Here is a 12,400-nt window from a genome sequence, read left to right on the forward strand (position 1 = left end):
TAATGATCCCAACGACATAGGTGCAATCATTATTATAGAATACCTATAGATTGAAAATAATATCGTGAAAGTGAGGCATTTCCCTCGTGGGGCATGGTATGGCACCGGGAAAAGTAAAAACATTGCGCGGGAGTTTCTATAAATATTCGCCTGATGACCAGCGAAAATACAGAGCGAGTGAGGAGAATCGAACTCCCATCATCAGCTTGGAAGGCTGAGGTTTTACCACTAAACTACACTCGCGCAGAGCCGCTTTCGCGAACGCTACCCGAAGAGAATACCACCCCACCCCCAAGAGTTCCACTCCGTTACGCACCCCGGGGCCGTGGGCAGCACCGGCCAGAATCCATTACACTAGGCACGTTGCCTAGGTCGTGCCGCAAGGCCGGTAGGCCGGGAGCATTCAGTTTCCGGCACGCGGCAACGTATACACAACCAGTACGGGACGTGGCGCAGTTTGGTAGCGCACCCGCTTTGGGAGCGGGGGGTCGCGGGTTCAAGTCCCGCCGTCCCGACCGTACATTCTTTCGTTTATTGCAGCCTCGCCATATTTTTATGAACGACGACGCCGCCAGCTGGCAGCGCGCAATTTCCACAAGACCGGACCGACGCGGGACGTATGTCCTTAATTTACGCCAACCAGGCACGGTACTCACGTCAACCCATTTCACCCATCACGCCACCCACTTTCCCGCATGTTTTCACGTATTTCTTGTAAATCTCCCGCGTGATCGAAATTACACAACGCGCCGCCACACGCTCTTCCCATAGGCCATACGTCCCAGTAGATTAGAGAGCGTGGCGCCAGTCACGGCACCGCATTCACCAGAGCGACTCAATGAGGAGAAAACTATGAAGGCTCTTGTCTACGGAGGTCCGGGTATTAAGGAATGGAAAGAAGTTCCTGACCCGCAAATCCAGCAACCCACCGACGTTATCGTCAAGATGGAAGCAACCACGATCTGCGGTACCGACCTCCACATCCTCAAGGGTGACACCCCGGAAGTGCAGCCCGGGCGCATTCTGGGCCACGAAGGAATTGGCCGCATCACCGAAGTTGGCTCGAACGTGACGAACCTCAAGGTCGGCGACCGCGTGATTCTCTCCTGCGTGAGCTCCTGCGGGCATTGCTCCTACTGCCGTGAAGGGATGTACGCCCACTGCATGGATCCCGAAGGTATGCCGGGCGTCGGCTGGATCTTCGGCTACATGATTGACGGCACCCAGGCCGAATACGTGCGCGTGCCCTTCGCGGAAAATTCCGTGTACAAGATTCCGGAAGGCGTGAGCGATGCGGAAGGTATCCTCCTTTCCGATATCCTCCCCACCGGTTTCGAAATCGGGGTGCAGAACGGCAAGGTCAAGCCGGGCGATGTCGTCGCGGTGGTTGGTTCGGGCCCCGTGGGCCTGGCCGCGGTCATGACGGCGCGCCTGTACGGGCCGGCCAAGGTCATCGCCATTGACCTCGATGATAAGCGCCTGGATCGCGCCCGTGATTTCGGTGCCACCCACACGGTCAATAACAGCTCCGCCGATTGGAAGGAGCAGATCATGGCCCTCACCGATGGTTTAGGTGTCGACGTCGCCATCGAGGCCGTGGGTGTTCCCGCCACCTTCGATACCTGCCTCCAGATTGTGCGCCCGGGTGGCCACGTGGCCAATGTGGGCGTGCACGGCAAGCCGGTTGATCTGCCTATCGACAAGCTGTGGATCGCCAATATCAATATTTCTATGGGCCTGGTGTCCACCAATACCCTGGAAATGCTGCTCAAGTTGGTGGCCGCCAAGAAGCTGCCCGCCGATAAGTTCGTCACCCACGAATTCGCCTTCGAGGACATTATGGAAGCCTATGAGGCTTTCGCCCACGCCGCGGATACCAATGCCCTCAAGGTCCTTATCCACTAAAGGAACCTGTCCACTCCAACCAGATCTGTCCTCGGGCTCCTAGCAGCCTTCCCTCGTTTAGTAACCCGAGGACGCATCCCCTACGGCCGGGCGCTCCCGTAAGCGCCCGGCCGTAGGTTTGCTAGGGCGCCCGAGGAGTTTCTCCGCCCCGCTGAGGAGCGCGAGCCCGGCCAGGTCATTGGGCTGGTAGGGAATGGAAAGAAGCCCGCCGTCCAGGGCGCGGTCGGTCAGGAAACTGGTGGAAGCCGCGGTGGCTTCGGGATGGTGCAGATCCCAAACCAGCAGGCCGGCGAGGAGGGCCGCGGCGGTATCCGCGGCAAGGGGCGGGTATCCCAGCCGTTCCAATCCGGCATATCCGGCGCGTAGCGGCTGGGAAATGAGGACCGATTCGGTGCGGGCCATCGGCGCGATGGTGTAGGAAATATCCCGCCCGGCTTCCCGCTCCACGGTGGCGCGCCACCGCCCGATGCGTTTAGCTGCCGCGTAATTAGGGCCCTGGATATCTTGGAGCAGATTGACGACGCCGCCCTGCCGGGCAGGCCGCGCCCCGGCGAGCTTCGCCCAGCTGCGGATCGCCGCTCGGGAAAGCAGCCCACCGGGGAGTTCGGCGGTGCCAGGTAGCTCGGCGGGGCTAGGTAGCTCAGCGGCGTTGGCGAGGTCCGTGCCGCCAGAGAGTTCAGCGGCGCCAGCCGCTGCGGCGTCGTTCCCCGCCACCGGGTAGGCATCCGTGGGGGAACCGTACCAGGCAAAGGCGGCCGCGCTTTCTTCGCCCACCATGCGCAGCACCGCATCCGCTCCCGCTTCCACCAGCACGAACTTATATCCGGGAGCGTATAGGGTATCCACCACCACGAGGTCGCCGGGCAGGGAGAGAAGCCAGCCGGCCACCGCATCCGGGGCCGCGGTCACATCACCGAAGCCCGAGGGAGCAATATGCAGGTCCCCGGCAGCTTCCAGGGCCCGGGCGCGGAGGGTGCGCATACGGCGCGACTCGCTGCGCCCCACTCCCGCCACCCGCGCACCGGTGGCCAGCAGCGTGGGCGCGGGCGAGAGCTCCGCCCCGGCACCGAGCACCGCCACGGTGCGCCCCTCCAGGCGCATCATCTCCGGGTTGTGCACCACCTCGGTGAGGGCCGCCAGCACCCCCGGCTGCACTCGCCCGTTTTCTTCCCAGAGCGCGAGGTGGTCCAGGAGCTCCGTGCCGCTCAGGTACACGTAGTCCCCGCGGGCATCCTGGCGGGTTGCCCCGCGCCGGTGTTCCGGAATCTCCCGGCCTCGGAAGGGCACGGTGAAGGGGCAGGGCACCGTGGTGCCCCGCAGGATTTCGCCCCGTGGTGCCCCGCCGCGCGGGCGCAGTTCGGCGAGCGGCGTGCCGTCATGCAAGGTGAGGGTGCTGTGCACGAAGTCCAGGCCGGCGCGCGCCGCCTGCGCCCCGTGGGCCGGATCATCGATCCGGGTGAGCTGCGCGTAGGGCTCGCGGTAGGTACGGCGCCAGGGAATTGCTTCTTCAAGGGATGCGGCGAGCGCGGCGTCGCCTTCCGCGAAGACTTCTACCATGCCCCGCGAGACCGCGGTGCTCGAGGGTTTCCCCTCGCGGATGGGGAGCACGATGCCGGCCTGCGCCTCGCGTAATTCCGAACTGGTGTAGCGCAGGTGGACGAGGTCGCGCCCGGTGCGTTCTTCCACCACGGCGACGGCGCCTTCCTCCCCCACGGCGCGCAGCACCACCTTTTGGGGCAGCACCACCGGCGCCCGGAAGCTGACCTCCCCGCTGCCCTGCGCATCCCCGCGCAGGCCGAGCTGGCCGCAAGCCCAGGCATCGGTGGCGGCGCCGTGGAGCACCGCCCCGCTAAAGCCGAAGAGGCGCGCAGTGGCGCCCGAGAGGTGGATCGGGTTGATATCTCCCGTCAGGCGGGCCCAATGGCGGGCGTCTTTGGCGGTGAAGCGCCGTTCGGCCAGAGCGTAGGGGGTGGCGTAGCGCAGATGCCCGGCCTCATCCACCCCAAATTCGGTACGGAAGTCGAGAGCGGCGCCCGGCGCGGACGGCGCGCCAGGTGCCGATGGAGCGGGGGCCGAGGATGGTGCGGACGGTGCGCCGCCCTCCGGCCAAACACTGTGCTCGGGTTGCGGTTCTGCCCCGGTGAGGTGCACGGGGCTCCCGGAGCTGCCGCGGTCCAGGTAACGGGCGATTTCCCGGTAACATACTGCGCCGTCGTACAAAATATCCGCCGCGACGCGTAGCGCCGTTCCCTTCTCATCACGCTCGAAACTGGCCACCCACGCCCGCACCGTGAGAGGGCGGCCGAAGGGGACGGGGCTGAGAATCTCCCACCGTAGGTCGGTGATCACGGCACCGGTGGCCACCAGGGGCAGGCGAGAGTCGGCAAGAATATCGAGGGTGGGGCCCAGGCACAGCTGGTGTAGCAGGGCAGCCGGGGCGTGGCCGCCCACTCCCCCGCCGGCGAAACGGGCGATGCCTTCTCCCACGGCGCGCTCGGCGACCGCGTGGACTTTCACCCGCGGCAGCTCGTCAGCCTGAGGAACGGCGCGGCGGCTGAGTTTTTGGCGGGCCGCGGCGGCGAGGATGGCGGCGTAGCGACGGGTTTGCATGGGGACCCCTTTCGTCGGTGTCCCTTCCATTCTAGGAAATGAGCTGCCCGCTGCTGCCAGCAACTACCCCGCAAGATAAAAAATACCCCCGTGAGGAATCCTCACGAGGGTAAGCAAGCTTGAGCTTCCCGCGGACTTAGTCCGAGAGCAGACCCTTCTTGTAAGCCTTGGCCAGCTTGCGCGGGATGCGCACTTCGCGGCCCCGCACGCGGACGGTCTGGAGCTCGGTGAGCTCGGCCTTCCACTGGGAGCGACGAGAGCGGGTGTTGCTGCGGGACATCTTGCGCTTAGGTACTGCCATGTCAACCGCTCCTCTCTACTTTCCGGGCCGCCCTGCGCAGCCGCTACGAATCTTCGTGAATATCCGCGCCGGAACCGGCACTTCAATAACACACAGCGAATGAGTCTACCTCATCACCTCCCCGCCGCGCCAGATGGCGCGTGTGAGATATCAAGCATCGCCGCGCCCCGTAGGGGGGATGGTGCGGCACGGTGCACCCAGCGGTGATGAGACAATACCGATATGTCGGATGTGCTATTAGAGGCCGGGGCGCGCTACGAAACCGAACTTGAGATCAAGCGTTCGCGTTTTATCACGGTGCTGGCGCGGGTTGCCACGGAGGCGGAGGCACGCGCCGTGATTGACGGTGAGAAGCGGCGCTTCCCCGATGCGCGCCACCATTGCAGCGCTTACGTGGTCTCCGTTCTGGGAAGCGCTCCGATCCACCGTTCTTCTGATGACGGCGAGCCCTCCGGCACCGCCGGGCGCCCCATGCTTGATACTCTCCTCGGCGCGGGCATTACCGACGTCGTTGCGGTGGTGACCCGATATTTCGGGGGAACCCTGCTGGGAACCGGTGGCCTGGTGCGCGCATATTCGGATTCCGTAACCCAAGCGCTCGGCCAAGCCCGCATGGTGGAACGGCGCGTCGTGCCCCGTTACCGGGCTTTCCTCCNAAGAATATCGAGGGTGGGGCCCAGGCACAGCTGGTGTAGCAGGGCAGCCGGGGCGTGGCCGCCCACTCCCCCGCCGGCGAAACGGGCGATGCCTTCTCCCACGGCGCGCTCGGCGACCGCGTGGACTTTCACCCGCGGCAGCTCGTCAGCCTGAGGAACGGCGCGGCGGCTGAGTTTTTGGCGGGCCGCGGCGGCGAGGATGGCGGCGTAGCGACGGGTTTGCATGGGGACCCCTTTCGTCGGTGTCCCTTCCATTCTAGGAAATGAGCTGCCCGCTGCTGCCAGCAACTACCCCGCAAGATAAAAAATACCCCCGTGAGGAATCCTCACGAGGGTAAGCAAGCTTGAGCTTCCCGCGGACTTAGTCCGAGAGCAGACCCTTCTTGTAAGCCTTGGCCAGCTTGCGCGGGATGCGCACTTCGCGGCCCCGCACGCGGACGGTCTGGAGCTCGGTGAGCTCGGCCTTCCACTGGGAGCGACGAGAGCGGGTGTTGCTGCGGGACATCTTGCGCTTAGGTACTGCCATGTCAACCGCTCCTCTCTACTTTCCGGGCCGCCCTGCGCAGCCGCTACGAATCTTCGTGAATATCCGCGCCGGAACCGGCACTTCAATAACACACAGCGAATGAGTCTACCTCATCACCTCCCCGCCGCGCCAGATGGCGCGTGTGAGATATCAAGCATCGCCGCGCCCCGTAGGGGGGATGGTGCGGCACGGTGCACCCAGCGGTGATGAGACAATACCGATATGTCGGATGTGCTATTAGAGGCCGGGGCGCGCTACGAAACCGAACTTGAGATCAAGCGTTCGCGTTTTATCACGGTGCTGGCGCGGGTTGCCACGGAGGCGGAGGCACGCGCCGTGATTGACGGTGAGAAGCGGCGCTTCCCCGATGCGCGCCACCATTGCAGCGCTTACGTGGTCTCCGTTCTGGGAAGCGCTCCGATCCACCGTTCTTCTGATGACGGCGAGCCCTCCGGCACCGCCGGGCGCCCCATGCTTGATACTCTCCTCGGCGCGGGCATTACCGACGTCGTTGCGGTGGTGACCCGATATTTCGGGGGAACCCTGCTGGGAACCGGTGGCCTGGTGCGCGCATATTCGGATTCCGTAACCCAAGCGCTCGGCCAAGCCCGCATGGTGGAACGGCGCGTCGTGCCCCGTTACCGGGCTTTCCTCCCCCATTCCGATGCCGGCAAATACATTGCTGCCCTTTCGGGCGCCGGCTTCACCCCGGAGATGGACTACCGCGACCACGGTGTTGAACTGCATATTTCCACGGAGCGCGGCGCAGCCCTGGCCGCTATGATGGCAGAGTTATCCGCGGGGAATGTCGGCGTCGAACAAATTAAGGATGCGATTATCGAGGTCCCTCTACCTGGATAAACATGACGACTCGTCTATAGCGCGTTAAAATAAACAAAAACGGCCACATCGTGCTGCGCCGTATCGACATACGTCAACCACTGAATACGGTGATGCCATGAGAAGCCCCCTGCGGTCACACAAGAAGACCGGCCCTAAACCGACCTTTACTGCCGATGAAGCAATCGATGCAGTTTTCGACATCGGTTTGGATCGATTCACGCTCGGCCAGGTTGCCGAGAAGCTCGGTGTGGCTACATCCGCTCTCTATCGCCTTTTCAAAAGCCGCGAAGACCTCATGGAAGCATGTTTGGCGCGTGTTTCGAGCGAATATCCCCCACCCGAAGGGGATAGTGCGGATGCGTTGCTGCGCGATTATGCGAATAAAGTGTGGGAGCTCATGGATACTCACCCGGGACTCGATCTGCTTTTCGTGCAGTTCTCCGCCACCTCGCGTTTTATCGCCCCGCACCTCAACGCCCTTATTAATGCGCTCGAAGATATCGCCGGCTGGGATGTGGAAATCGGGCTGCTGGCGGTGGATACCGTTACCAATATCATTATGGCCACGCACGCCGCGGCGGCGTCATTCAATAACGTCAAAGATGATACCGATATCGCCCAGCCCACCCGCGGAAATATTGTGTTGTTCTCCCGCCTGAAATGGCGCGACCGGGCCAACCTCGATACCAAACTCGATTTCCTCATTCCGGCTTTCGCCGCGGAGGCCGAACGGCGCGCGCAGGAATCAGGCACCACCACGCGCGGCTAGCGCGCCGTCCGCGCACCGTACCCGCCGCTCCGGTTTCCGCAAGAACACTCCGCCGCGCCGGGAACGCGCGGCTAGCGCGGGCATTTGCCCAGCTCTATCCATATCTCGGGCCANAAAAAGAGACGGCGCCCCCCGCCCGCCCCCCGCCCCCGCCGCTCCGGTTTCCGCAAGAACACTCCGCCGCGCCGGGAACGCGCGGCTAGCGCGGGCATTTGCCCAGCTCTATCCATATCTCGGGCCACGGCGCGCCGCGCGCGCTCCAGAAAATACGATGGAGCGGCGGGAACAATATGGCTCGCAGCGGCGTTAGCGTACCCGAGGAGGAAAATATGACCATTTTCAACGACGCTACTGAACTAGTGGGGCACACGCCCCTCGTCCGTATCAATAAGCTCGCGGAGGGCAGCTCCGCGGAAGTCCTCGCCAAGCTTGAGTTTTACAATCCCGCCAACTCGGTGAAAGACCGGGTGGCGGTGGCCATTGTCGACGCCGCTGAAAAGGCCGGTGCACTGCGCCCCGGCGGCACCATCGTGGAGGGCACCTCCGGGAATACCGGGATCGGCCTGGCCTGGGTGGGCGCGGCGCGCGGCTACAAGGTTATTTTGACGATGCCGGCTTCCATGTCGGTAGAACGGCGCATGCTGCTGCGCACTTTCGGGGCGCGCCTGGAGCTGACCGATCCGAAGGAAGGCATGCGGGGCGCCGTGGCGCGCGCCGAAGAAATCGTGGCAACTACCGAGAACGCGATCCTGGCCAGCCAGTTCACGAACGTCGCCAACCCGGCGATCCACGAAAAGACCACCGGTGAGGAAATCTGGGCGGATACCGAAGGCAAGGTTGATTACTTCGTTGCCGGTATCGGCACCGGGGGCACCATTACCGGTGCGGGCCGCGCGCTGCGCCGCCACAACCCGGACGTGAAGATTATCGCGGTGGAGCCGGCCGAATCCCCGCTGCTCTCCGAAGGGCGGGCCGGTTCGCACGGCATCCAGGGTATCGGCGCGAATTTCGTGCCTGAGGTTCTCGACACGGAGCTCTACAACGAAGTCATCCCGGTTCCCACCGCGAAGGCTCTTGAGGTGGCCCGCGCGGCTGCCACCTCGGAGGGCCTGCTGCTGGGCATTTCCGGAGGCGCCGCGCTCCAGGCCGCCCTCGAGGTGGCGGGGCGCGAGGAAGCTGCCGGCAAGCGCATCGTTGTGATCATCCCCGATTTCGGTGAGCGTTACGCCTCCACTCCCCTTTTTCGATCCCTACCGCGACTAGTGGGAGGTACCGGTACGACGGCGCAGGCCAACCTGGCGCGGGGCTATACGCCCACGGCGCGGGCGGCCGGCTAGAGTAGGTCCTATGGGTTTATCTCGAGCACTCCGGCTCATGCGGGAAGATATTGATACGGCGCGCCGGCGCGATCCGGCGGCGCGTTCCCGCCTGGAAGTGGTACTGGCTTACTCCGGCGTGCATGCCGTGTGGGGGCACCGGGTGGCACACGCGATGTGGGAGGCGACGCCGCGGCTCCGGCTGCCGGCGCGCCTCCTCTCCCAAGCCACCCGGTTGCTCACCGGGGTGGAAATCCACCCCGGCGCCCACATTGGCCGCCGTTTCTTCATTGACCACGGCATGGGTGTGGTGATCGGGGAAACCGCGGAGATCGGCGATGATTGCATGATCTACCACGGGGTGACCCTGGGCGGGTCATCAGCCGAACCGGTCAAACGCCATCCCACTTTGGGAAATGGTGTCATGGTGGGGGCAGGCGCAAAGATACTAGGCCCTGTTCACATTGGGGACGGTTCCCAGGTGGGCGCGAACGCCGTCGTCGTTCATGATGTGCCGGCGGAAGCGACCGCGGTGGGAATCCCCGCGCGGGTACGCACCCCGGCCCATCACGAACCACTCATCGATCCGGCGATATATATTTAGGCCGCTTGAGGCGCCTTCGTACTGCTTTAGGCGCCTTCGTACCGCGCGATCTGATCGATACGGCGCTGGTGGCGCTCATCTTCACTGAAGGGCGTCTCCAGGAAAAGCTTGACCAGGTTCCAGGCTTCTTCCTGGGTATGCTGGCGCGCGCCGATGGAAATGACGTTGGCGTTATTGTGTTCGCGCCCGAGCTTGGCCGTATCCTCATTCCAGGCGAGGATGGCGCGCACCCCGCGCACCTTATTCGCGGAAATCTGCTCGCCGTTCCCGGAGCCACCCAGCACGATGCCCAGCGACCCGGCGTCATCTACAACGCCCTGCCCGCAGGCAATGCACGGGGCGGGGTAATCATCGAGCGCATCGTAAGTTTTTGCGCCGTGGTCAACAACTTCGTAGCCACTTGCTTCGAGCATCTCCACCAGGAATTCCTTGAGCTCGAAACCGGCATGATCTGTTCCAATATGTACTCGCATGCAGCAATCCTATCCTATTGTGCCGCTTGTCACTTTTACTTCGGGGATGGTGCAGCGACGGCGCCCACGGGGCCAACGGTGCATACGGCGCCCACGGTGCGCCGCGACGGTGCGGCGGCGCGACGGCGCCACTAGCACGAGCCCGGCGGGAACGGGAAGCTGCGCCCGTGGCGATGCGCTATTTAAAGTGTCGTAGGCGTCCACTACCCTGGACACATGACTGATACTGCTTTGCATGCCGTGCTTTCGGGCGCTGATACTTCGGTGCGCCCCCAGGATGATCTTTTCCGTGCCGTCAATGGCACCTGGTTGCGTGAAAAGGAAATTCCGGCCGATCAGGTGTCGGTGGGTTCCTTTATCGATCTGCGCGATGAAGCTGAGCTCCACGTGCGTGAACTCATTGAGAAGGCCGCTGATGCGGCGGGCGCCACCTCTTCGGAAACGGCCGCGGATTCCGCGCCGGGCGTTCCGGCGGAATCGCTGGCGAAGGTTGTGGCCCTCTACCGTTCATTTATTGATACCGCGGCGATTAATGAGAAGGGCACCGCTCCCCTCGCCGCTGATCTCGATCCGGTAGCTAGTGCGAAAACAAAGGAAGATCTGGCCCGCGTGATCGGCGCGCTCATGCGCACCGGGGTGGATAGCTTCTTCGGGGTGGATGTAGCCCCCAGCCTGGCCAATCCCAATGTGAACGAATTTTCCATCGGCCAGTCCGGCCTGGGCTTGCCTGATGAAGCCTACTACCGCGAAGCGCAATTCGCTCCCATGCTGGATGCTTACCGGGAGTTTGTGCCGCAACTAGCCCAGCTGGCTTTTGATGAAGCGGCCACCCAGCCCAGCCCCGCCATCACGGCCGCTTCCGCGCGCGTTATCGATGTGGAAACGAAGCTCGCCGCCGCGCATATGAGCCGCACGGATGCCCGGGATATGGATAAGGTCAATAACCCGATGTCCTTCGCGGATTTCGTGGCCTCGGCCCCGCAATTCCCCTGGGCAAGCGCGCTGCGCGCTATCGGCTATGACCCCGATCAGCTCGGCACCATTATTGTGACCACCCCGCAAGCGCTCCAGGCTGCCGCGCAGCTGTGGGAAGAAACCCCGCTGGAAACCTTGCAGGAATACACCCGTTGGCGCATTCTGCTGGCGCGTGCCTCCTACCTGCCCGAAGTGATCGACGCGAAGAATTTTGATTTCTACGGCAAGGTGCTGGCCGGCACCACCCAGCAGCGGGATCGTTGGAAGCGCGCGGTGCAGCTGGTCAATGGCGTGCTCGGCGAAGCGGTGGGCCAGCTTTACGTGGCCTCCTACTTCCCGCCCGAACATAAGGCAACCATGGATCAGCTGGTCGCGGATCTCCTGGATGCCTACCGCTTGTCCATCCGGGGCCTTGACTGGATGAGTGAGGCCACCAAGGAGCGCGCCCTGGCCAAGCTGGATACTTTCGCCCCGAAGATCGGCTACCCCGATAAATGGAAGGATTATTCCTCCATGCAGATCGGCACGGATCTGCTGGCCAATATTCGCGCCGCCTGCGAATTTGAGGTGGAGGAAAATATCGCCAAGCTCGGCAAGGAAGTTGATCGCAGCGAATGGCATATGAATCCGCAAACGGTCAACGCCTACTACAACCCGCAGTGGAATGAGATCGTATTCCCCGCCGCTATTTTGCAATGGCCTTTCTTCGAGCAGGATCGCGATGCGGCCTTCAATTACGGAGGTATCGGCGCGGTGATCGGCCACGAAATCGGGCACGGTTTCGATGACCAGGGCTCGAAGTTCGATGCGGATGGCTCCCTCAACAACTGGTGGACGGATGAGGACCGCGCCGAATTTGAGAAGCGCACCGCGGCTCTTATCGCGCAATTCAATTCCTATATTCCGGCCCAGTTGAATGGGGATGAGGCCTTCCACGTCAACGGTGAGCTCACCCAAGGTGAAAACATCGGGGATTTGGGCGGCCTGTCCATCGCGCTCAAGGCTTATGAGATTCACCTGGAACGCGAGGGCCTCACTCTGGAAACTGCCCCCGTGCTTGACGGCTACACCGGCGCGCAGCGCGTCTTCCTCTCCTTCGCCAAGATCTGGCAGGGCAAGAACCGTGACGAATGGGCGCGCCAGCTCATCGCCATCGACCCGCATTCCCCGTCCGAATTCCGGTGCAACGGCACGGTGAAAAATATCGACGCCTTCGCGCAGGCTTTCGGCCTCGAAGAAGGCGACGGCCTCTACCTCGCCCCGGAAGAACGCGTGCGTATTTGGTAAAAGCGCTCTTTCGCGCATACGGCATTCGCGGGCGCGGCAATCGCGCATACGCACTATTCCGTATGCACGGCCCAAATAGTACGACGACGGCGCTAACGCGCGCCTAGTTGCCACGGCGTACCGGCGGCGGAGCGC

At 63.2% G+C, this 12,400-nt stretch carries 11 protein-coding genes and 2 tRNA genes; 8 read left to right on the plus strand and 5 right to left on the minus strand.

Annotated elements, in window-relative coordinates; translation table 11 throughout:
• Positions 1-172: 172 nt before the first annotated feature.
• Positions 173-243: transfer RNA gene (locus CZ322_RS09115), tRNA-Gly, on the minus strand.
• 198 nt (positions 244-441) lie between these two features.
• Here CZ322_RS09115 and CZ322_RS09120 point away from each other — a divergent pair.
• Positions 442-515: transfer RNA gene (locus tag CZ322_RS09120), tRNA-Pro, on the plus strand.
• A gap of 337 nt (positions 516-852) precedes the next feature.
• Complete coding sequence (locus CZ322_RS09125) at positions 853-1,905, plus strand: zinc-dependent alcohol dehydrogenase family protein (RefSeq protein ID WP_087071036.1); 1,053 nt, start codon at positions 853-855, stop codon at positions 1,903-1,905.
• A 57-nt stretch (positions 1,906-1,962) separates the two neighbouring features.
• On the opposite strand, the gene CZ322_RS09130 is transcribed toward CZ322_RS09125, so the two are convergent.
• Positions 1,963-4,515, minus strand: coding sequence for a MaoC family dehydratase (locus CZ322_RS09130; protein WP_159455028.1), 2,553 nt, complete (start codon positions 4,513-4,515; stop codon positions 1,963-1,965).
• A gap of 136 nt (positions 4,516-4,651) precedes the next feature.
• Positions 4,652-4,816 (minus strand): 50S ribosomal protein L32, encoded by a 165-nt coding sequence (gene rpmF / locus CZ322_RS09135; RefSeq protein WP_016442420.1) that lies wholly within the window; start codon positions 4,814-4,816, stop codon positions 4,652-4,654.
• 222 nt (positions 4,817-5,038) lie between these two features.
• On the opposite strand from rpmF (CZ322_RS09135), the gene CZ322_RS09140 reads away from it, so the two are divergent.
• On the plus strand, positions 5,039-5,626 hold the full coding sequence (locus CZ322_RS09140) for an IMPACT family protein (protein WP_234984525.1): 588 nt from the start codon (positions 5,039-5,041) through the stop codon (positions 5,624-5,626).
• Positions 5,627-5,833: 207 nt separating this feature from the next.
• On the opposite strand, the gene rpmF (CZ322_RS09145) is transcribed toward CZ322_RS09140, so the two are convergent.
• Positions 5,834-5,998: a 50S ribosomal protein L32 gene (gene rpmF / locus CZ322_RS09145; protein WP_016442420.1), complete on the minus strand. Its 165-nt coding sequence runs from the start codon at positions 5,996-5,998 to the stop codon at positions 5,834-5,836.
• Positions 5,999-6,220: 222 nt separating this feature from the next.
• On the opposite strand from rpmF (CZ322_RS09145), the gene CZ322_RS09150 reads away from it, so the two are divergent.
• From CZ322_RS09150 to epsC, 4 genes are all read left to right on the plus strand, one after another.
• Positions 6,221-6,859, plus strand: coding sequence for an IMPACT family protein (locus CZ322_RS09150; protein ID WP_087071038.1), 639 nt, complete (start codon positions 6,221-6,223; stop codon positions 6,857-6,859).
• A gap of 97 nt (positions 6,860-6,956) precedes the next feature.
• On the plus strand, positions 6,957-7,610 hold the full coding sequence (locus tag CZ322_RS09155) for a TetR/AcrR family transcriptional regulator (protein WP_087071039.1): 654 nt from the start codon (positions 6,957-6,959) through the stop codon (positions 7,608-7,610).
• Between the two features lie 329 nt (positions 7,611-7,939).
• Positions 7,940-8,947 (plus strand): cysteine synthase A, encoded by a 1,008-nt coding sequence (gene cysK / locus CZ322_RS09160; protein ID WP_087071040.1) that lies wholly within the window; start codon positions 7,940-7,942, stop codon positions 8,945-8,947.
• 10 nt (positions 8,948-8,957) lie between these two features.
• Positions 8,958-9,530 (plus strand): serine O-acetyltransferase EpsC, encoded by a 573-nt coding sequence (gene epsC / locus CZ322_RS09165; protein ID WP_087071041.1) that lies wholly within the window; start codon positions 8,958-8,960, stop codon positions 9,528-9,530.
• A 26-nt stretch (positions 9,531-9,556) separates the two neighbouring features.
• Here the strand turns inward: epsC and CZ322_RS09170 are convergent, their stop codons facing one another.
• Complete coding sequence (locus CZ322_RS09170) at positions 9,557-10,003, minus strand: ribose-5-phosphate isomerase (RefSeq protein WP_087071042.1); 447 nt, start codon at positions 10,001-10,003, stop codon at positions 9,557-9,559.
• Positions 10,004-10,219: 216 nt separating this feature from the next.
• Here CZ322_RS09170 and CZ322_RS09175 point away from each other — a divergent pair, with 216 nt between their 5' ends.
• Entirely contained in the window at positions 10,220-12,265 is a 2,046-nt protein-coding gene (locus tag CZ322_RS09175; RefSeq protein WP_087071043.1) for a M13 family metallopeptidase, read from the plus strand.
• Positions 12,266-12,400 lie beyond the last annotated feature (135 nt).

The sequence above is a fragment of the Actinotignum timonense genome (assembly GCF_900155575.1).
In the GTDB taxonomy this organism is placed as follows: Bacteria; Actinomycetota; Actinomycetes; order Actinomycetales; family Actinomycetaceae; genus Actinotignum; species Actinotignum timonense.